At 33.8% G+C, this 22,287-nt stretch carries 18 protein-coding genes; 8 read left to right on the top strand and 10 right to left on the bottom strand.

Annotated features, from left to right (window positions below):
• Positions 1–162 precede the first annotated feature (162 nt).
• Both FG167_RS09230 and FG167_RS09235 read left to right on the top strand, forming a co-directional pair.
• Positions 163–2,214: a thiamine pyrophosphate-dependent enzyme gene (locus FG167_RS09230; RefSeq protein WP_203458029.1), complete on the top strand. Its 2,052-nt coding sequence runs from the start codon at positions 163–165 to the stop codon at positions 2,212–2,214.
• A 77-nt stretch (positions 2,215–2,291) separates the two neighbouring features.
• Positions 2,292–2,648: a hypothetical protein gene (locus tag FG167_RS09235; RefSeq protein WP_203458030.1), complete on the top strand. Its 357-nt coding sequence runs from the start codon at positions 2,292–2,294 to the stop codon at positions 2,646–2,648.
• A gap of 59 nt (positions 2,649–2,707) precedes the next feature.
• Here FG167_RS09235 and FG167_RS09240 read toward each other — a convergent pair whose 3' ends face one another.
• From FG167_RS09240 to FG167_RS09255, 4 genes are all read right to left on the bottom strand, one after another.
• Positions 2,708–3,241: a DUF4136 domain-containing protein gene (locus tag FG167_RS09240; protein ID WP_203458031.1), complete on the bottom strand. Its 534-nt coding sequence runs from the start codon at positions 3,239–3,241 to the stop codon at positions 2,708–2,710.
• Between the two features lie 20 nt (positions 3,242–3,261).
• A complete protein-coding gene (locus tag FG167_RS09245) occupies positions 3,262–5,241 on the bottom strand; it encodes a urocanate hydratase (RefSeq protein ID WP_203458032.1) in 1,980 nt (659 codons plus the stop codon).
• A gap of 14 nt (positions 5,242–5,255) precedes the next feature.
• Positions 5,256–5,429 carry a DUF5522 domain-containing protein gene (locus tag FG167_RS09250; protein WP_203458033.1) on the bottom strand — a complete coding sequence of 58 codons (174 nt, stop codon included), beginning with the start codon at positions 5,427–5,429 and terminating at the stop codon, positions 5,256–5,258.
• A 367-nt stretch (positions 5,430–5,796) separates the two neighbouring features.
• A complete protein-coding gene (locus tag FG167_RS09255; RefSeq protein WP_203458034.1) occupies positions 5,797–10,536 on the bottom strand; it encodes a GEVED domain-containing protein in 4,740 nt (1,579 codons plus the stop codon).
• A 194-nt stretch (positions 10,537–10,730) separates the two neighbouring features.
• Between FG167_RS09255 and FG167_RS09260 the strand changes: the two genes are divergently transcribed.
• From FG167_RS09260 to hemL, 3 genes are read left to right on the top strand one after another with little or no spacing between them, the layout of a single operon-like run.
• Positions 10,731–11,618: a 1-aminocyclopropane-1-carboxylate deaminase/D-cysteine desulfhydrase gene (locus FG167_RS09260; protein ID WP_203458035.1), complete on the top strand. Its 888-nt coding sequence runs from the start codon at positions 10,731–10,733 to the stop codon at positions 11,616–11,618.
• 3 nt (positions 11,619–11,621) lie between these two features.
• Positions 11,622–12,419, top strand: coding sequence for a glucosaminidase domain-containing protein (locus tag FG167_RS09265; RefSeq protein ID WP_203458036.1), 798 nt, complete (start codon positions 11,622–11,624; stop codon positions 12,417–12,419).
• Between the two features lie 5 nt (positions 12,420–12,424).
• Positions 12,425–13,711, top strand: a complete 1,287-nt coding sequence (gene hemL, locus FG167_RS09270) for a glutamate-1-semialdehyde 2,1-aminomutase (protein WP_203458037.1) — start codon at positions 12,425–12,427, stop codon at positions 13,709–13,711.
• A gap of 65 nt (positions 13,712–13,776) precedes the next feature.
• Here the strand turns inward: hemL and FG167_RS09275 are convergent, their stop codons facing one another.
• Positions 13,777–14,226, bottom strand: coding sequence for a hypothetical protein (locus tag FG167_RS09275; RefSeq protein ID WP_203458038.1), 450 nt, complete (start codon positions 14,224–14,226; stop codon positions 13,777–13,779).
• Positions 14,227–14,305: 79 nt separating this feature from the next.
• Positions 14,306–15,817: a hypothetical protein gene (locus tag FG167_RS09280; RefSeq protein WP_203458039.1), complete on the bottom strand. Its 1,512-nt coding sequence runs from the start codon at positions 15,815–15,817 to the stop codon at positions 14,306–14,308.
• A 153-nt stretch (positions 15,818–15,970) separates the two neighbouring features.
• Here FG167_RS09280 and yiaA point away from each other — a divergent pair, with 153 nt between their 5' ends.
• The 3 genes from yiaA to FG167_RS09295 all read left to right on the top strand — a co-directional run bounded on the left by yiaA (position 15,971) and on the right by FG167_RS09295 (position 18,413).
• Complete coding sequence (gene yiaA, locus FG167_RS09285; RefSeq protein WP_203458040.1) at positions 15,971–16,456, top strand: inner membrane protein YiaA; 486 nt, start codon at positions 15,971–15,973, stop codon at positions 16,454–16,456.
• Positions 16,457–16,564: 108 nt separating this feature from the next.
• On the top strand, positions 16,565–17,848 hold the full coding sequence (locus FG167_RS09290) for a DUF2157 domain-containing protein (protein ID WP_203458041.1): 1,284 nt from the start codon (positions 16,565–16,567) through the stop codon (positions 17,846–17,848).
• A gap of 7 nt (positions 17,849–17,855) precedes the next feature.
• Positions 17,856–18,413 (top strand): GDYXXLXY domain-containing protein, encoded by a 558-nt coding sequence (locus FG167_RS09295; RefSeq protein ID WP_203458042.1) that lies wholly within the window; start codon positions 17,856–17,858, stop codon positions 18,411–18,413.
• 183 nt (positions 18,414–18,596) lie between these two features.
• On the opposite strand, the gene FG167_RS09300 is transcribed toward FG167_RS09295, so the two are convergent.
• From FG167_RS09300 to FG167_RS09315, 4 genes are all read right to left on the bottom strand, one after another.
• Complete coding sequence (locus tag FG167_RS09300) at positions 18,597–19,838, bottom strand: hypothetical protein (protein WP_239004364.1); 1,242 nt, start codon at positions 19,836–19,838, stop codon at positions 18,597–18,599.
• 114 nt (positions 19,839–19,952) lie between these two features.
• Positions 19,953–21,113, bottom strand: coding sequence for a M20/M25/M40 family metallo-hydrolase (locus tag FG167_RS09305; protein ID WP_203458043.1), 1,161 nt, complete (start codon positions 21,111–21,113; stop codon positions 19,953–19,955).
• A 43-nt stretch (positions 21,114–21,156) separates the two neighbouring features.
• Positions 21,157–21,687, bottom strand: a complete 531-nt coding sequence (locus tag FG167_RS09310) for a YceI family protein (RefSeq protein ID WP_203458044.1) — start codon at positions 21,685–21,687, stop codon at positions 21,157–21,159.
• 69 nt (positions 21,688–21,756) lie between these two features.
• A complete protein-coding gene (locus tag FG167_RS09315; RefSeq protein WP_203458045.1) occupies positions 21,757–22,281 on the bottom strand; it encodes a YceI family protein in 525 nt (174 codons plus the stop codon).
• Positions 22,282–22,287 lie beyond the last annotated feature (6 nt).

The following is a 22,287-nucleotide window of genomic DNA, read 5'->3' on the forward strand; positions in this document are numbered from 1 at the left end:
GGAATTGTATCGAGAAGCCTTTAACAGTTCTCGATAAAAAATTGAAAAAAAAACAATTTCACTCAAACGGACAAAAGTAAAAAATAACAATTTGTAATTCTGCACGGAATGCAGAATCCATCAAGTAGATTAAAAAGAGAACCGCTTTCGCGGTCACTAAAGATGAAAAAAGACATACTAAAAAAAGGATTTTTAAAACTCTGTACAGCGAAAGCTATGACAGAATTATACGAAGCTAATTTTAAGCAAGTTTCAAAATATGTTCATGCAACATCTCGCGGACACGAAGCGATTCAGATTGCTTTAGGAATGCAGTTATTACCTCAAGATTATGCGTTTCCGTATTATAGAGATGATGCCATGTTATTATCGTTTGGTTTAGAACCTTATGATTTAATGTTGCAACTATTAGCTAAAAAAGACGATCCGTTTTCTGGTGGAAGAACGTACTATTCGCATCCAAGTTTAAAGGATGATGATAAGCCAAAAATTCCGCATCAATCTTCTGCAACAGGAATGCAAACTATTCCAGCAACAGGAGTTGCCATGGGGATGCAGTATAAAGAATTACAAGGATTAGATGATAAAACGCTTAAAGATTTACCTTTTGTAGTATGTTCTTTAGGAGATGCTTCCGTTACCGAAGGGGAAATCGCAGAAGCTTTCCAAATGGCAGCTTTAAAGCAAATGCCAATCTTATATCTAGTACAAGATAACGGTTGGGATATTTCAGCAAATGCAGCAGAAACAAGAGCGCAAAATGCTTTTGAGTATGCACAAGGATTTAAAGGTTTAGAGGCTATTTCTATTGATGGTGCCAATTTTACGGAAAGCTATGAAGCTGTTGAAAAAGTAATAGAAACTATTCGTAAAGAAAGAAGACCATTTTTGGTGCATGCTAAAGTACCGTTATTAAATCACCATACTTCTGGTGTAAGAATGGAATGGTATCGCGATGATTTAGAAGAAGCACGTTCTCGTGATCCGTATCCAGTTTTAAAGCAACAATTAGTAGCAGCTGGGTTTACGGAAATAGAAATTGAAACTATAGAAAATTCCGCGAAAGCGAAAGTACAAGCAGACTTCGAAAAAGCATTATTAGCCGAAGATCCGAAACCAGAAGATTTATTTACAAACGATTTTGTACCAACACCAATTACCGAAGAAAAGGGAACTCGAGCGCCAGAAGGAGCAGATAAAGTAGTGATGGTGGATTGTGCTTTATTTGCCGTAGAAGAACTGATGAAAAAGCATAAAGAATGCTTGTTGTACGGACAAGATGTAGGAGGGAGACTTGGAGGTGTTTTTAGAGAAGCTGCAACCTTAGCGCAAAAATTTGGAGACGATCGCGTTTTTAATACCGCAATTCAAGAAGCATTTATTGTTGGATCTACTGTGGGTATGAGTGCGGTTGGATTGAAACCAATTGTTGAGGTGCAGTTTGCCGATTATATTTGGCCTGGACTAAATCAATTATTTACAGAAGTAAGTAGAAGTTGTTATTTATCTAACGGAAAATGGCCCGTAAGTATGATTCTTAGAGTGCCAATTGGTGCTTATGGAAGTGGAGGACCTTATCATTCGTCTTCCGTAGAAAGTGTGATTACTAATATTCGTGGTATTAAAATAGCGTATCCAAGTAATGGCGCCGATTTAAAAGGTTTGATGAAAGCGGCATATTATGATCCAAACCCTGTAGTGATTTTAGAACATAAAGGGTTGTATTGGTCTAAAGTTCCAGGAACGCAAGGTGCAACATCTGTGGAACCAAGTGAAGATTATGTATTGCCTTTTGGTAAAGCGTGGGTTTTACAAGAAATTTGGAAACAAGAAAATGTAGAAACATTAACCATTGTTACTTACGGAATGGGCGTGCATTGGGCAATGAATGCATCTGAAGAATTAGGAATGCAGGACCAAATTGAAGTAATTGATTTACGAACATTGTTTCCTCTGGATGAAGATACCATAATGAAATCGGTGAAGAAAACAGGGAAATGTCTAGTGGTAACTGAAGAACCTTCTAATAATAGTTTTGCAAGAGCCTTGTCTGGAAAGATACAAGAAGAATGTTTTAAGTATTTAGATGCGCCAGTAATGACCATTGGTAGTGAGAATATGCCAGCAATTCCTTTAAATGCAACTTTAGAGCAAACCATGATTCCTTCTACTGAAAAAGTAAAGGTTAAAATAAATACATTAATCAATTATTAAAAAGGTATAAATTAAATGTATTCTGATTTTCAATTTATTTTGTATATTGAACTCTTAAATTAATAATTAAATAAAATATGAAAAAGTACATCTCACTTTTAAGCTTAATCGCTATATTTTTTGTTGGTATGCAACAAACACAAGCACAGAATGCTAGAGCAACTGCGTCAGACGTTCCTGAAGTTAAAGCTAAACAGCAAACGTATGAGTTACATCAATTAGTCACATTATCTGGAGAGCAGCAAAGTGCTACTTTTAAAGTGTTTGTTGATCAAAATCAAAACTTAAACGGTTTAGCTGGAAATGATGATATTGCTAGCGTACAAGAAGCAAAGATGTTTTTACAAGAAAAAACACTAGCTAAATTGAAAGAGATATTAACAGAAAAACAAATGCAAGCTTATTTAAAAGACTTAGAAGCGTCTAAAAAATAGTTTGTTTTAATAATTGAAATAAAAAAGCCGCTCTATATCTAGAGTGGCTTTTTTATTTATTATTGTTGTAAACCTGGAGGATATTTTTCCATGATTTTGGCAACAAATTCTTGTATTCGTTCTTCTTTTTTGTTTTGCGATAGATAGCCAGTTCCTTGTCCTTGCCACACTAATTCTTTTTTACTAGCATCGATTAAGTCAATATAAAGTATGCCTTCGGTAGAAGTGGTTACTGTATTGTAATTATTCCAGTACCAAGGACTCCATCCCCAACCATAACCATAACGCCCATAGCCGTTGTTATAGACGTTTACTTTTTCTCTAGATTTTGTAAAAATACTAACTAGCAAATCTGGGTTTTCCGATTTAGTAAAACCTTTCGCTAATAATTCTGTTTCAATAGCACGTAAAATTCTACGTTTGTCTAGATCATTAATTTCTGCTTTGTCAATGCCTGTTTTGTAGAAAGCAAAGGTTTTAAAATCATTGAAATTTGCTTGTTTGTCATAATCTGTTGCAACTCTAACCGAACTGCAAGAGGTAGTCACTACAAATAAAAGTAGCAAGGATGTGATGGTAAATAGATTTTTCATAAGAGCTTTTTTTAATTTGACTAATTCAATAAAGCATCGTCTACATGATTAGGAAGTGTAACTTTTAAGTTTGGTTCTACTTCCATTGCTCGTTTAATAGCAAATTCTGCTCCTGAATTTCGTGCCCAACTTCGTCTTGAAATTCCGTTGTTTACGTCCCAGAACAGCATGGATTTTAAACGTTTAGATGCTTCTGTACTACCATCAAGAACCATACCAAATCCGCCATTTATAACTTCGCCCCAGCCAACACCACCACCATTGTGAATGCTTACCCAAGTTGCTCCTCTAAAGCTATCTCCAATCACATTTTGTATCGCCATATCTGCTGTAAATCGGGAGCCATCATAAATGTTACTTGTTTCTCTATATGGTGAATCTGTTCCAGAAACATCATGATGATCACGACCTAAAACGACATAACCTATTTCTTCTTTAGCAATAGCATCATTAAAAGCTTGTGCAATTTTCATGCGTCCTTCTGCATCTGCATAAAGTATTCTTGCTTGTGAGCCTACCACTAATTTGTTTTCTTGTGCACCTTTAATCCATTGGATGTTATCTGCCATTTGTTGTTGAATTTCTTCTGGCGAATTCTTTTTTATTTCCTCTAGCACCGAACAAGCAATAGCGTCTGTTTTTGCTAAATCTTCGGGTTTCCCAGAAGCGCAAACCCAACGAAATGGTCCAAAACCATAATCGAAACACATAGGTCCCATGATATCTTGCACGTAACTTGGGTATCTAAAGTCGATGCCATTTTCTGCCATAATATCAGCTCCAGCGCGTGAAGCTTCTAAAAGAAAAGCATTTCCATAATCAAAGAAATAAGTCCCTTTTGCAGTGTGTTTATTTATTGCTTCTGTATGGCGACAAAGTGTTTTTTGGACTTCTATTTTAAACTGTTCCGGATTATTAGACATCATTTCATTGGCATCTTCAAAAGAAATATCTACAGGATAGTAACCTCCTGCCCACGGATTATGAAGTGATGTTTGATCGCTTCCTAAATCGATATGAATGTTTGCTTCATCAAATTTCTCCCAGACATCTACAATGTTTCCTAAGTATGCTATGGAAACGGTTTCTTTTTCGGCTTTCGCTTTATTAACACGAGTAACTAGTTCGTCTAAATCGGTGATTTTTTCGTCTATCCAACCTTGACCTAATCGTACTTGTGTGATTTTAGGATTCACTTCTGCACAAACGGTAATACAGCCAGCAATGTTTCCTGCCTTTGGTTGCGCACCAGACATGCCTCCTAAACCTGAGGTTACAAAAAGATTTCCTTGTGGTTCCTTTTTTATTTTTCTAAAACCATTTAAAACGGTAATTGTCGTTCCGTGTACAATTCCTTGCGGTCCAATATACATGAAACTTCCAGCAGTCATTTGTCCGTATTGCGTAACACCAAGTGCATTAAATTTTTCCCAATCATCCGGTTTAGAATAATTAGGAATCATCATTCCGTTAGTCACTACAACACGTGGTGCATTTTTATGACTAGGAAATAATCCCATAGGATGGCCAGAGTACATAGCTAGTGTTTGCTCGTCATTCATTTCTGCCAAATACTTCATGGTTAATCGGTATTGAGCCCAATTAGAAAATACAGCGCCATTACCTCCATAGGTAATTAATTCGTGAGGATGTTGTGCAACGGCATAATCTAAATTATTCTGAATCATCAACATAATAGCCGCAGCTTGCTTTGTTTGAGCAGGATATTCCTCTATAGGTCTAGCGTACATTTTGTAATCTGGACGCAGACGATACATGTAAATTCTTCCGTAGGTTTCTAATTCATTTTTAAACTCAGGAAGTAATTCTGCATGATGTTTTTTATTAAAATAACGTAGCGCATTACGAAGTGCTAGTTTTTTTTCTTCCGCAGATAAAATAGCTTTGCGCTTTGGTGCATGATTTATATCTGCTTCGTATGCTTTTGGCTGTGGTAATATTTCTGGAATGCCTTCTAATATTTGATTTTTGAATGTCATAATGGTAACCGGCTTTACTTTTTTTTTATTGTTTTTCGTGAAGTCGAAGCGTTAAAACCGTAAGGACAATGTCTGCAACCACTTTCGCAACAGTATCCACGTTTTAAATGGTATTGCTCTGTGAAACACTTGTAACCTTCGGGTGTTAGGTAGTAGTCGCCTTCTTCAAGAGGTATAAATTTCTTCATATCACAAATATAATGTAATTTGGATTGATTTTTGAATGGTATAAAATATGATTTTTATTTCTAAATATTTAGTTCCTAAAGGGTACACGGGAATTTCTATTTTTCCTTTTGTGTTTCTAAAATATAGAAGTTTAAAGCGGAATAAAACATTAATTAACCATGAGCAAATTCATTTAAGACAACAATTAGAGTTGTTTATTATTTCTTTTTATTTCTTGTATTTTTTAGAGTTTTTGGTTCGATGGATTTCGTGTAGAAATTGGGAGGAAGCGTATAGAAATATTTCATTTGAAAGAGAAGCTTATATAAATGAAAAAGACCTTAATTATTTAAAATCAAGGTCTTTTTGGAATTTTGTAAAGTATTATTAAGGTTTTAAAACCACTTTCTGTATTTTTTGTTTTCCGTTAGAAAGTATTGCTTTAACGATATAAGCGCCTTCCGAGAAATTATGATTATTAAAACGAATCTCTGAAGCATTAATTTCTGTTTTGTTAATTAGAACTCTTCCTAAAAGATCATAAACTATGACTGTGCTAATGTTATCGTTTCCGGATTTTACTTTTATAAAGGAATTATTAGGAGCTATAATTTCTAATCCAGATAATTCATAATCCTCGATGCTTAAAGCATTATCGGTATATCTTAATATGAATCTATCATTATACGTACCAGTATTTATATTAAAGCTATACGGATTAACACGTAAATTATGTATGGTATTGGTATAGGTGTCTTCTATAAAAATGGCTTGGTTGGTGTCTTGAAATAAACCATCTAGCGTATTTATAGCAATAGAATAATTTCCGTTTTCAGGAATTACTATTCCTAAAGGTACCGTGTCTGTATCTTGAAAAGGAAGCGCTTTACCCTGTATGGACATTCTTTCTTCTTCAATTAAGGAATAAAAACTAATAGTTCCTCCAGCAAATTCATAACCATCATATAATCTGTCATTATCATTGGTAGCTCCTTCAATATAACCAACTAAAATAGAGGTTCCTATTTCATTTGGAGAAATAAGGTCTAGCCAAATTCTATGGCGTTCTATGTCTGAAGATTGTCTCGCAGAGGATTCATTTGTTCTATAGAAATTACTATTAATTAATGTTTCATTACGCATGCTGTTATTAAAAATAACCTCTTCATTTTGCGTTGCATTATCTAACATTAATACGAAGAAAGCTTGTCCTGCAGCAATGTCACCACCAAAAGTAGCTGGATTAGAACCGGTAAAATTGTTGTCAATATATTCGTCACTATAATTATAGATAAAATCATAATAAAACGGACTATCTTGATAGCTTGGAGCAGTTTGATGTGTCCAAAAATAAATAGTACCATCTATATTAGGGTTTGCAGCTATAAAGTCGGCATAAGATATTGCAGAAGGGTAAGGATTACCAATTAAGTTCCAATTATCATCTTCGTTAGTAGCTTGAAAATCTCCAGAAGATGTATAAGGTCCACTTGTATGTGTGCCTCGGTTTATAGGAACCGTAATCACACCATTTTGTGGTTTTCCGGAAAATTCGGTTGTATTGGTTGGTACGCCAGTATCAGGAACTAAGCCTCTTACAATATACCCTTTACCTTTACTCATGTTTCCAGAAGCAGCAATCCAATCACCGTGTGTAACTCCATTTAATGTTGGATTCCACTCGTAAATTAGTTCTCCTGTTGCTGCTGAAATATCGGTAACATTAAAGTCTTCATCGGTTGGTGAACTCCAATAAATATAATCGTATGAATTTACGCCGTTAGGTACTGTGCGTTGCATATTGATAATTCCATTACCTGTGTTGTCGTTTATATTAGGTCCAGATTCATAAACTTGAATTAAACTTCCAGAGTCTCTTATGTCTATAATTCCATCCAAATGAATCCAATCCATAACTTGTAAATTTGTGCCAGACAGAATTTCAACATAACCATTAGTATCTACGGTTAAATTTAATGCAGAAGCCAAAGTTGGAGGAATTGGAGCACCTATAGGGATGTTGGTGTTATCTGCAATTGGTGAGCGATTATTTGATAGGGCTATGTCTGGAATAAGAACACAATCACTAAGGGTTGGTACCCCAGAAGGTGTCCAGTTATCATGAACATACCAATTTGTATCAATAGAACCGTTCCATGTTTTACTAGATTGATCTACAACAACATCATCTATTAAAGTAACGGTATTACCACAGATGGTATAGGATACTTCAGCTGTATACGTGTCTGGTGTGTTTACTGTTAATGTGGAATTTGTTCCAAGAACAGTAGTTCCTGTGCTTGCAGAAAACCATTCTACAGAACTTGGTGTGATAATAGCTCCATTTGGTACAAAACGCCATGCTTCGTTGGTTGTTTCCCAATTTGCATCTAAGCCATTTCTACAAGGTGCTGCAGCATATTCACCATTAGATACATCTCCTTGTAAGCCTACGATGGCATTACCATCATTCCATGTAGAAGTCCCACTGTTTTCAATCTTTTTTTCTTCTATAAATACTTCAATTATATTAGTGGTTTCATGAAGTATAATCATTCCTGTGTAAAAAGTAGAAGGATCGGTAAACATGGGGATGTTGTCCCATGAAACTTGAAACTGTCTACATGGAGCAGTACCTACTGTTCTGCTTCTTATTGGTGTGTTTGTCATCCCTGATGGGTCAATATCATGATAGACTCCAAAAATAGTTTGTTCGAATAAGTTCGCTCCGTCTGGTATGTTTGTGCTAAATGACCATGGACAAAAAGTACCAGGTGTATTATTTACTAAGTCGAAGGTAACTATACCATTAGCACCTACTAAAACTTCATCATAACATTGTCCGTAAAAATTAAAATCAAAACCAATACCTGTTGTGTCATCTGCCCATACATCATCTGTAGATATAACTTGGGATCCGCCAAATAGTATTGGAAAATCATAGACAGGTGCAACATAAGTTATTTGTTCTACGGCATAACTGTCTGTTTCTCTTATTGTGGAATGTGCTTGTAATGTAAGTGTAGGGCTAGAGCAATCTAAACTAAAGCTAGGGTCTGGGTCAAATGGGTCTGCGGAAAAAGGGTCTACTCCTTGTTCGCCAGCAATTATAGGACAAACAGTTGGTGTTGTTATTATATTTGTACAACCAGTAGTAAATGTTGTGGGGGTCCAAATACCAAAATCTACAGCATTACAAAGGCCTCTTACAAATATATAGTAAGTAGTTCCTGAGGATAAACCAGTTAGATTTATAGTTGTTCCTGTTGTTGTGCCTGTTATATCTCCAGCAGGAGTGTTCGTTGAATTATCCGTGGAAACGATATACTCATAACCATTTGCAGGTGCTGGAGAAGAACCTGTCCAGCTAAACGTTCCGGTAGTAGAAGATGTAGCGGTTCCTGTCAAGCTAGTTGGGTCATCCGTACAGTTTAACGGTGTAATCGTAATTAAATAATCTTCAGCTTCACCAGAAGGTCCAAAGGTATCAAAAGCACATGGGTCAGGTGAGGTTTCCCAGTAATCTGCTAAAATTCGAAATCTATAAGTTCCTGCAGCGACTCCGGGTATGGTGTAATTAAAATTAAGATTGGTTATATAGCTAGCTGAATCGTAGATTTGTTCGTTTAGATCATTAAAATCGCCATCGTTATTCCAATCTACCCAAATTCCTACTCCCATTCCTGAAAATCCATATATAAAATCAGCAGAAAATGTAATATTACCACCTGGTGCTTGGGAAGCTGTCATAGAGGTGTAATCTGCATAACCACCAGTGGTGTAACCCGTATTGTTATTTGTAATATTTGTTATACCATTTGTTGTAGAGAAATCATCAATATAATTTGAAGAATTTGTAGATACAGGTGTACAAGGTGTAATTTCTGAAGTAAATGTGCCTGTTGAAGAAGAAGTAGATAAGCCAGAACTTGTACAAGTTACTACTAAATTCCAAGTTCTAACTATTCCAAGAGCTGGAGCTAGCATACCTGTAAGTGGAGCATACGAACTGGTAGATGTACCTTGGTTTGTCCAAGGAGCACCACCAGTATCACTGTATTGCCATTGATAAGAAAGAGCAGTACCTGTTGTGTATCCGGTTACTGTAACACCATAAGTAGAACCTGGATTACCAGATGCAGGGCTAACGGTTAAAGTTCCTCCGGTTGGTGTGCCAGAGCAAGGGAGTAAGGCTAGAACCGTAATCGTATAGTCTTCTGCTTCTCCATAATTAAAAGAACCACAAGCAGGAGCAGGATTGCTAAGGTACGCATTTCTTATGCGCATTCTATAATTGCCAGCTGCTTGAGCTCCAGGGATTGTTATAGTTCCTAAAGTAGCAGGAGTGGCTAGATATCCTGTAGATATTACATTTTCGCCAAGATCATTAAAGTTTCCATTACCATTCCAATCTATCCATACATTATAGCCGTATGTGCTAGAGGGATGCGTTGCTGATAGTGTAAAGCTGAATCCGGGGAATTGACTGGCAAAATGCGATGTATAGTCGGTATAACCAGAAAAACCTGTCCCTGTATTATTAATGTTTGAGACACCTCCAGCGGTTGTAACACCACTAATATAATATGATGCTGAATAATTGTTTGTTGGTGTGCAAGTAGCGGTTGCGTCAACAATACAAATTGTGCCATTCATATTATTTCCTCCAGTATTATTTGTTCTCATTAAACGAAGAAAATATGTAGTATTAGGGGAAACGGTAATGTTTGCTAAACTAGTATTTGCAGTATTGGGGCTTGTGCATGCTATTTCGGTTAAAGAACCGCAAGTACCACTGTAAATCGCGATTCCTAACCTCCTGTTGCTTGTTCCTATTATGTCAATTAGAGATGTGCTAGCTCCAGTTGTAAATGTTCCCCAACCATCTCTTTGGGAGACTCCACAACTTGGGTCTGCCATTGAATCTGTAAATGCAGTCTCAACATTATAACTTGTTGTAATGCAAGAATTGTTTACAGGAATTACAAATGTGCTTGAACAATTGTTTGTTTGTCCAAAACAATACGTGGTGCATAAAACAAATAAATAAAGAATAGGGAATTTAGTCTTAAATTGCTTTTTTTTGCAATATTGTAAAGCATTGCGTAAGTGTAATTTTTTCATCATAAACTGTAAATTTGGAACATAAGTTTACGTCAAAAAGACATTATAAAGAAGCAAATTGTAGATTTGGGGATCTAAATTTAAAACAAGTAATTAATGTCTAATTTAACATTTTATTTAAAAATAATGTTGTGTATTAACATTTTTATCTAAAATAGTTTAATATTATTAATAATAAATAATTTTTCGTTGAAACGATGGGTTTGACTGTTGAAATTAATGTAAGTGCTGATCATCAGGTTTTTGTGAGAAAAACGTATATGAATCATGCTTTTATTTCAGGAAATAAATTAAATAAGCTGAAGTATAATATCATAGAAGCTAAAAATCAGAAGAAAACTACCTTACTGACTTTTGGGGGTGCTTTTTCAAATCATATTGCTGCTGTTGCTGCGGTGGGCAAAGAATATGGTTTTGATACGGTTGGCGTTATTCGTGGTGAAGAGTTAGCGAGTAAGGTGAACGAAAATTCTACCTTGAGTTTTGCTAAACAACAAGGCATGCAATTTCATTTCGTTTCTCGTGAAGCGTTTAGAAGTAAGACTTCTGATTTATTTATAGAGGAATTAAAAGATGCTTTTGGAGACTTTTATTTAATTCCTGAAGGGGGAACAAATGCTTTAGCTGTTAAAGGTTGTGAAGAGATTATAGAAAAAGGTGACGAAGTGTACGATTATATATGTTGTCCTGTAGGAACTGGTGGAACTATATCTGGAATTATTAACGCGAGTTTTCCGCATCAAAAAATTCTGGGATTTCCAGCATTAAAAGGAGACTTTTTACAAGAAGAAATCACTAAATTTACCAACGGAACAAATTGGGAGTTAATAACGGATTATCATTTTGGAGGTTATGCAAAAATAAAAGCCAACTTAATTACGTTTATTAATGTGTTTACTAAGGAATACAATATTCCTTTAGATCCTGTTTATACAGGAAAAATGCTATTTGGAATTCAAGATTTGATAGCAAAAGGATTTTTTCCGAAGCATTCCAAAATATTAGTCATCCATACTGGAGGGTTACAAGGCATTGAAGGAATGAATGCCGTTTTAAAAAAGAAGAATTTACCATTGATTGTATAAAAGATGAAGAAAATAATTATTGCAAGCTGTATATCGTTATTGATGTTTAGTTGTGGGACAAGTAAAAAAACAGTTACAAAAAGAAATAAAAGAGTTGTAGTGGTTAAAAGTTCTGAAAAAGAACCAGAACAAGAAAATGTAACTACTCCTGAAATTGCACCAAATACTCCTGAAGTTTATGCAAACTCTACCGAAGAGTATGTTGCCATTTATAGTGATATAGCACAAGATGAAATGCGTAAATATGGTATTCCTGCGAGTATTACTTTAGCACAAGGTATTTTAGAATCTGCTTCTGGTAAGGGAAGACTTTCTGTAGAGGCTAATAATCACTTCGGAATTAAATGTCACGATTGGACTGGTGCGAAAATTTATCACGATGATGATGCGTCACAGGAATGTTTTCGTAAATATAACAACTCTAAATATTCCTTTAGAGATCATTCGCTTTTCTTAACCGGTAGAAGTCGTTATAGCAAATTGTTTGATTTTGAAAAAGATGATTATGAATCTTGGGCAAAAGGACTACGCGCTGCAGGGTATGCTACAGATAGAAAGTATCCTGTTAAATTAATTAGTTTAATTGAACGTTACCAATTACATAGATTCGATGCAGAAGTATTAGGGAAGCAAGCAGATAATAATGATAAGCATACAGTGGCAAAAGGAGATACCATGTATTCTGTTTCAAAAAAATATAAAATTACAGTTAAAGAACTTCAAGAATTAAATGGTTTAGAAGATACCAGCTTGTTTGTAGGTCAGGTACTCTTTGTAAAACCAATGCCAAAAGATTATTAAATTTCATGAATTATACACGTAGTAGTGCATTATTTGCACAAGCAGAAAAAGTGATTCCTGGGGGAGTGAATTCTCCTGTAAGAGCATTCAATGCTGTAGGAGGAACACCTATATTTATTAAAGAAGCAAAAGGAGCTTACTTAATAGATGAAGACAATAACCAGTATATCGATTATATAAACTCTTGGGGGCCAATGATACTTGGTCACGCTTTTCAGCCTGTTGTAGATGCAGTTGTAGAGAAAACCAAAAAAGGAACTTCTTTTGGAACACCAACAGAGATTGAAACGCAAATTGCAGAATTAGCGGTTTCTATGGTGCCAAATATAGAAATGATTCGTTTTGTGAATTCCGGAACAGAAGCTTGCATGAGTGCAGTGCGTCTTGCTCGTGGTTTTACAGGAAAAGATAAAATTATAAAATTTGCAGGTTGTTATCACGGACATAGTGATTCGTTTTTAATACAAGCAGGAAGTGGTGCTGTTACTTTTGGGTCGCCAAATAGTCCCGGAGTTACTGCAGGTACCGCGAAAGATACTTTGTTAGCGACTTACAATGATATTGCAAATGTTGCTCAAATTATAGAAGTAAATAAAGGAGAAATAGCTTGTGTTATTTTAGAGCCTGTTGCTGGGAATATGGGCTGTATTCCTCCAAAGAATAATTTTTTACAGGAGTTAAGAACGCTTTGTACTGCTAATAATATTCTTTTGATTTTTGATGAGGTTATGACCGGTTTCCGACTCGCAAAAGGTGGTGCACAAGAACTATATGATGTGAAAGCAGATATTGTTTGTTTTGGAAAAGTAATTGGCGGCGGATTGCCAGTTGGTGCATTTGCTGCTAATAAAGAAATTATGAGTTATTTAGCACCTATTGGTCCTGTGTATCAAGCAGGAACTTTAAGTGGTAATCCTCTAGCTATGGCTGCTGGTTTGGCGATGCTACAAGAATTAAATGGAGATGCAGTTATTTATAATCGTCTAGCGGAAAAAACAGAATATTTGCATAAAGGTATTGCTGAAGTATTAAGCCAAAATAATATTACACATACCATAAATAGAATAGGTTCTATGATTTCTGTGCATTTTGCAGCTGGTGAAGTATTAGATTTTGAAACTTCTGCCGAAGGAAATAACGAAACTTTTAAAAAGTTCTTTCATGGAATGTTAAATGAAGGTGTTTACATTGCGCCAAGTGCTTTTGAAACTTGGTTTATTACAGATGCTTTAACGTATGAAGATTTAGATAAAACAATTCGTGCTGTGGACGCAGTTGCTAAAACATTATAAAATAAAAAGCACCTTAAAGATTTCTCTTTTAAGGTGCTTTAAAAAAAAACTAAAAACTAACTATACTACTCTTTACTAGGTTTGCTGTCACGCTCTCCTTTTTTGCCTTTTCTTTTTCCTTCTTTATGGTTTCTTTTGTCACCTTGCTTTTCCCATTTAGCATATTGGTCTGCATTTAAAATGCTTTTCATTTTTTTCTTATTTGCTATCTGTGCGTCTAAATGCTCGTTTTTCATTTTAAGCATTTCTTCTTTACTAGGTTTTTCTTCCGATTTTTTTCTATCTTTTCTAGCTTCCATTTTTGCTTTTCTGGCAATAGCGTTTTCTAAATTAATAGCTCCAATTTCTTTTTGTTGTGCAGCTGTTAGATCTAAATCTAAAGTCATTTTTTTAGTTCGTAATTCTGCCATTTCTTGCGGACTGAAATCTGCTCCTTTGTGCTTTCTCTCCATTTTCTCTTGCGCACTAACTTGTATAGTTACTAAGGCTAATGCTATAATTAATAATTTTTTCATTTGTTTCTGTTTTAATTGTTATTTGCTTCTAGGACTTCGGAAAACTAAAATAGTTTAATGATAGAAATATTTTTAACAACTAATTAACTAATTGTGCTTGTTCAATTAAGCGTAGCGTAGTTTGAAATAAAGGGCTTTTTTCCATCTTGCTTTTTAGCCAAGCATAGAAGCTTATTCCAAAAATGTCTTCTTGTTTTGCAGGAATCCATTCAAAAGAATCTTCTACCAAATTCTTGAATTTCTCTGTTGTAATAATCTCTGGTTGCTTGTAGAATTTTTCAACAAAACCTAAATACGTAGTCACACGTTCTTGATTGATCTCTTTTAAATAGGTATTGTATTGCCTTTTAAAACTTTGAAGTCTAGATTCTATAATGTCAATATCACCAAGCTCTACTTGTAATAATAATTCGGTAAGGTTCTTTTTGATAGTCCATTCTATTCCGGCTTTTTCTATATAGTATTTGTCGGTGTGGTAAAATTTAGAAAAAACTTGCTTTGCTTTCGTTAGGTTCTCGTTTTGAATGTAAAACATAATTAAGCTTAATCTTATATCTAATACTGTTTCGGTATCTGTATGCTTTGAATGAAGATAAGGTGCCAAATACGATATTGCTTCTTTTTGTTTATTGGAGTAGTTTAAGTTTAGAGCTAGTAGTAAATCGTGTTTTAATATAAAGGTGTTGTAGTGTTTTTTCTTATTAGCCAGCATCAGATTATGCATGACTTCTAGATGTGCCTTCGATTGTTTGAATTTTTTATTTCGGAATAACGCATTTGCAATCATATAAACCACTTGAATATGATAGAATAATTCTTTCTCATTTGTTTTACGAAGCTTTATAATAGCGTAGGTTTTCATTAAGAAAGATTCGATTTTTAAATAATCTTTAGTAACAAAAGCTGAAATACTTACAATATGCATTAATTGGTATAGGGATTTAAAAGAAATGGAATCATGTATATTAATATGATGTTCTTTTAGTGTATCATTCAATAAGGTTTCAAAATCTACAATTTCTTTTTTATAGGAAATATTATTCAATGCTTGTCGGATTTTTGCATAGACAATATTGAGTTGATCTTCTAAATAATGTTTTTTTTGATTGCTATTGTATTTTAAAATCAGCTGCTCCATATCTAAGGATGGATTTGTAAATGCGTACTGAATTTTTATACTGTAAATCTCATTTAGTATCGCGAATAAATGATGTTCTGTTGCAAGGGTTTCCGCTTTGTCTAAAATGTGATAGGCAACCTTGGCCTCTTTCATTAAAAAGAAGTTTCGCGAAGCAAGAATGAATTTTATGATTTGCATGTCAATCGAATTCTCTTCCTCTAGATTGGTGTTTGCAATAAAATCAATGATCGATAAGTAAAGCCTTTTTCGTAATGCGTGATATGCATTTTTGTTAGATGTATTATAAAGGCTTGTAAAAATAGCATCAGACGAAAGCGTATTCTTCGCAATTAACTTAAATAATTCCACATTTTTGATATCGTTTCTTTTGTTCTTTTTCTTAAGATATATAAGGAATCGTTGCTGTTCTTCGGAAGAAAAAGTAGAAATGATCGTGTTTAAATTAGTCATTTAATCGTCAGTATTATTTTTATTAAAGTACTAAATATAATGAATAGGTTTATTTTTTATATGAAAATATCGTCAGTATTACTGAAATTTTGTGTTTGGAGTATTTCTGAAGTGTTACATATTTGTCCCAATAATCATTTAAAACAAAATAATATGGATTATCAAACAACCGTTTCAGGAAATGAAACAAAAAACAAGAAGAAGATTAAAAAAGAAGCAAAGGTATTCGATCAAAAACCAACCAATGCATTTATTGGTGCATCCTGGTCTGTTTTATTAGTCGGCGTAGTTGCTTATTGCATAGGTTTATGGAATGCAGGAATGGAATTAAACGAAAAAGGCTATTATTTTACCGTTTTACTTTTTGGTTTGTTCTCGGTTATTTCTGTTCAAAAAGCAGTTCGAGACAAAATGGAAAACATTCAGGTCACCGAAATGTATTACAGTATCAGTTGGTTTACAACTATTGTGTCTATTACATTATTAGTGGTAGGTTTATGGAATGCCGATTTAGAACTTAGTGAAAAAGGCTTTTATGCCATGTCCTTTGTTTTGAGTTTGTTCGCAGCAATTGCAGTACAGAAAAACACAAGAGATGTTGCTTTTATAGATAATAACAGCGAAACAGAAGAGATTTAAAACTTTGTTTTGATGATTGGTTTTTATAAACCCAAAGCCTCGCAATTCGTTTTGCGAGGTTTTAAACCAAAGAACTATCACTATCTTTAAACTTTAAATTCTACAGTCATGCACTCAAAATTTATAAAAGAATTACCCGATTTGATTAAAAATGAAGTAATTTCTAAAGAAGTCGCTTTAAAAATCGAATCGTATTATAGATCTAAGGAAGAAATCACACCTAATAAACTATTTGTTGTTTTTGGCGTATTTGGATCCTTATTAGTAGGGCTAGGTATTATTTTAATACTTGCTCATAATTGGGATCAATTTTCAAGAGCTATTAAAACAGTATTTGCTTTTCTACCTTTGGTTATCGGACAACTTTTTGTTGGCTATTCTATCCTAAAAAAGAAAAGCCAAACATGGAAAGAAGCTTCCGGAACCTTTCTCTTTTTCGCTGTTGGTGCTAGTATCGCTTTGGTGAGTCAGATTTATCATCTACCAGGAGATTTAAGTAGCTTTTTATTGACTTGGATGCTACTTTGTTTACCTGTAATTTATTTGCTGAAATCACATGTTTTAGCAATATTACATATTGTTTTTGCAACCTATTTTGCCTGTGAGAGTGGTTATGGCTATCCCTCTTCAGAAAGTTCTCCTTGGTTATACATTCTAATGATTGCTTTGGTTTTGCCACACTACTATATGCTGTTGAAACAAAATCCGAAAGCAAATATTACCTCTATTTTTAATTGGTTTATTCCTTTAAGCGCAACGATTGTTCTTGGTGCATTTGTAGAAACAAATTATAGTATTGGTTTCTTGTTGTATATGATTCTTTTCGGATTGTTATACAATATTGGGAAAATCCCTTTTTTCTATGCGCAGCAATTAAGGCGTAATGGCTATCTTATTATTGGTTCTATAGGAACCATTGTTATTTTGTTATGGACGAGCTTTACATGGATTTGGGAAGATTTAATACGAGAAGTGGTTTTCTTTTCGAATGAGTTTTACATTGCTATTGCTTTATTTTTAGGAGCCCTTGTAGTTATAGGCTATTCGTATTACAAGCAATGGATTAAAGAATTTCATTTATTTCAATATGTCTTTATCTTTTTTAGCATACTCTTTTTCTTCGGATTTTCTTCGGAAACCATACCAACCATTTTGGTGAACGTTTTACTATTTGTCTTAGGATTAATAACCATAAAAATAGGAGCAGACCGCTTTCATTTTGGGGTTTTAAATTACGGGTTATTCATCATAACCAGTTTAGTAGTTTGTAGATTTTTTGATACAAACATGTCTTTTGTAGTAAGAGGATTATTGTTTGTAACTGTTGGTTTCGGATTTTTTATAACCAATTATTGGATGCTTAAAAAGCAAAAACAAATACTTAAAAAATAAGGTACACATGAAAACAATTCACCTATTTATTTTATTCGTACTAGTAGCACTGATACAATTATTTGTGCCTGCTCAAATGATTCTTAATCAAGAAAACACGTTAAAAGAAGGCACAGCCTATAAATTTAAAACGCAGCCTATTGATCCCACAGATCCTTTCCGTGGAAAATATATAACACTGCGTTATGATATAAATGCATACCCAACAACAGATTCTATTTGGGAACCACAACAAGATGTTTTTATCTATCTAAAAACGGATAGCCTAGGGTTTGCAGAAATAGACCAAGTAAGTAAAAGGCCTTTAGAAACAACATCCGAATATATTATAGCAAAAGTGAATGTGTATGATGAATACCAAGATGTACTGCGTATTCATTTGCCTTTTGATCGTTTTTATATGAAAGAAACTAAGGCTAAAGATGCCGAAATTGCACATAGAAAAGCACAACGTGATAGCTTGCCAAATAATACCTATGCTTTAGTTTTTGTTAAGGATGGTGCTTCTGTTTTAGAGAATGTTTTTATAAATGACATTCCTATAGCTGATTATGTGGTAAAGTAAAATGGTATTGGATAATATTAAATAGCAGCGATCTAGTTTAAAAAAAAGGATCTGTAATTCTTTTCTGTTTTTTGGTGAAAACAAAACCATGAATGCAGAAGAAATTATAGATGTGAAACGAATAGAAATAAAAAAGGCTTTCGTAGAAACGAGAGCCTTTTTTAGTGCTTTTTTTTATGTAAATTATAGAGAATCGATATATTCTTCAATCAAGGAATAACCCTCATCATGCACCATTGTTGTACCAATTAATGGCATAGAGTACGTGTCTATATAATTTTGAGTTCTTGCTAGAATGGTAAATTTAAACGTGTTAATATCGGTGTCTCCAAAAGGAGTTTCATATCTAAAATCTAAACTAGATTCGGTATCACAACTTCCTCCCGGTTGGTGACAATGTGCACAATTTACATCAAAATATGCTCTAGTTCTTTCAGCTAAAGAATAATCATCTCTGTTTTCCCAATTAGGCAAAACACTAACAGTTGAAGGATCTGTAAGGTTTGAAATGTAATTATTATCAATAAAATGTTGTAGCTGATTATTAAAATGCATTGAACGTAATTTTGGTCCTATAGGTACAATGTCTGTGTTAATACTATGACACTGCGTACAATCTGCGCTAGAAGGAATTTTATAATTTATATTCTGTGTATCTCCAGAATTATCCACATAGCTATAAGGGACAACGCTTCCGTTTGCATCTAAAGTAGCTTCGGTTTGTGATTCATTCCATTTGTAATTTCCAGTAACCCAAGCGCCATTTTGTTTTATTAAAATTCTGGTTTCCATAATTTGCTTTCCTAAGGTTTCATCACGTTCATTATTAAAATAGTAAAACGTTTTTGCTATCACGGTATCGTCTGGAAATGTTGGTAATCCATCATCCACATATTGCATGGTTTCACCAGAAGGTAAAGCTATTATACGTTGTTTATGTGCGTAGTCAGTAAATAACGGTGTTGTTAAGTCATATTCAAAAGCGTAAGGACTAGGGATTAAATCCGCAATATTTCCTGAAAATAAATTCAAATCGGAAAGATTATTTTCAAATTGTGTACTTACAATAGGTGCTAATGTAGTAAAACTGATAACCTCTGTTTGTATACTTACATTATCACTACAAATAGATTGAATATAAACATCATAGGTTGTGTTTGCTTCTAAGTTCGTTAAAGTAGTAGTTGCTGTTGTGGTTGTTATCGTTTCGCCCAAACCTAAAACAAAACCGGAAACTCCATATTCTAAAGTATACGTTGCGTTGGTATTACTGTTCTCCCAAGTAATAGTTGCACTTTCATGCGAAACGTCATTGGATAAAACATTGGTTGGCGTTGTGCATTGCGCGATAAACTCATCATCTGGATCATTAAAACAAGAGACGAATGTGCATGCAATACATAAGGCGAAAATTACTTTCTTCATGATTTAAAATTTTAAAAGAGATGTGAAAGTAATAAAATGTATATGAAAATTAATAAAAAGTGAATAAAAATTCAATAATCTTATTAATATAGTAGGTAGTGAGAGGGTCTTTTGTTAATTAAGTATCAATTTTTTTGTAACTGTTTTGTTATCAGATTTAATAACCGCCAAGTAAATTCCCTTTTGTAATCTTTTTAAATTTAATGTTTCCACTGCTTGTAAGTTGTTTTTTGTGAAGACCGATTTTCCTAAAACATCATAAATGGTTATGGAATTATTAGAATTATTGCTATTTAGAAGATTAAGATTTACAATACCATTATTACTCGGATTTGGATATATTTTTATAGCATCTTTTGTGTTTTCATTACTGCTTAACGGATTAGTACTTGCAGCATATTCTAACAATGCACCTAAAGCGCCTTTTGTAACTTCGGTTAAAAATGCAGGATCCATATTTGCTAATACATCGGTTGGTGAGTGTGGATGTGAGGATTCGTTATATTCGTATAAACCAGTTATTATTTCTCCATTATTTTCAAAAGGAATATAATCGGAAGCATACGCATAAGAAATATCTGTATCTAAACTAGAGTAAAATTCTATACAATTGGCTAAAATTGCTGTCATTGCAGATGAAGCACTGTTGTTAGAAGGCGGATTACTTCTGTCTTCTTCGCATGTAATTGTGTTATTTGTTTCGCCATTAACACCACCAACTTGATCAATATTAAAGATCAAACGAATATCTAAGTTTTGAGGATTTACTGTATTATCTACATAATACTCACTACCAATTAATCCATCTTCTTCTCCACTAAAATGTATTAATTTTATAGAGTATTCTGTGTCTATGTCTTTTAGTAACCTCGCTATTTCTAATAATAATGTGGTACCACTACCATTGTCATTTGTTCCAGGACCATTAATGGTGTCGTAATGAGCATCAATAATAATATAGGTGTTTGGGTAAACCGTTCCTGTTTTAGTAACAATAATGTTATTGCTTGTCCCAGAAGAATAGGTGAAAGGCTGTAAAACAATATCAGTATATCCTAAAGAAGCATAACGTGCAGTAATCCAGTTTTGGGCAGTTGTTAAATTAGTAGAACCAACATCTTTTACGCCAAAACTTTCAAAACTGGTTAAGTCAGCAAGAATATTAGAAGCTGAAACATTGTCTACTACACTTTGGAAATATGTGTTGTATGTTTGAGAATACATAGTAACGCTTAAAAAGAATAGTATAATAGTTTTAATAAATGTAGGTTTCATTTTTATTTGGATAAGTAGATATATTTTATAAAAATAGAGGTTATTAATTTACTACACAAGTTATGGTAACTGTTGCTTCTGTACCAACTCGCATGGTGCCAAACGTTTCACCTATTTCGTAATCAAATCTATTTATTACTAATTCCCCTGTAAAGGTGTCTCCTGAAAAGGTAAACGGAATATCAACTTCTTTAGTAACTCCGTGAATCGTTAAGTTTCCTGTGGTAATATATCCATCAGAAGATTTTGTAACTACGGTGGATTGAAAGCAAATATTCGGATATTTTTCAACGTCAAAGAAATCTGAAGTACGCAAATGGGTATCTCGTTTCTTGTTTTTTGTATATATGGTTGCAGCATCTATACAAATATCAAAATTGGCATTTTCTGGCATAGAAGAGTCTAAATTAAAGTCCCCTTGCATTCCAGTGAAAGTTCCTTTTACTTTAAAAATACCTCCTCCAGTAATATGAAAGTCGATTTTAGATGCTTCTTTATTTATAGTCTGCTGTGCTTTAATTGTAGAAGTACTACAGATAAATAGTGAAGCGAATAGGAATATAATATTTTTCATATTTTCTAATTATATAGGTATAGTCGAAGTAAGTTTATAAAAATTTCAAAGGCATAAATAAAATGGATTCTAATGAACAACGCAGGTTATTGTTAGTTTCACCATTTCTCCAATAACAAAAGGATTTGCATTTTCAGCAAGATGGTAATCTGTTCGGTTAATTTTAAATGCACCAATAAAGGTATTGTCCTTATATGTAAACGGAATACTAACATCCCGACTTACGCCAAGCATGGTTAGTTTTCCTGTGGTTGTATAACCTGTTTCTGATCTCGAAATTTTAGAAGAAACAAAACAGATACTAGGATTATTATCTACATAAAAAAAATCTTCCGAACGTAAATCGGCATCTCTCTTTTCGTTTCCTGTATTTACAGATTTTGCAGCAAGACAAACATTAATAGAGGAAGCACTTAAGTTTTCAGAATTTATATCTAGCGTTCCAGTCATTTCTTTAAAAGCACCTTTAACATTGCTAAAAACAAGATTGTTGATTTTAAAATGAACTTCAGATTTTTCCGTATTTACATTTTGCGCTTCAAATGCAATTGGAAACAAAAATAAAAGCACTAGTACAATGGATAACTTTTTCATTTTTAA

Origin of the sequence: Lacinutrix sp. WUR7, from assembly GCF_016864015.1 — a bacterium.
Classification (GTDB): Bacteria; Bacteroidota; Bacteroidia; order Flavobacteriales; family Flavobacteriaceae; genus Oceanihabitans.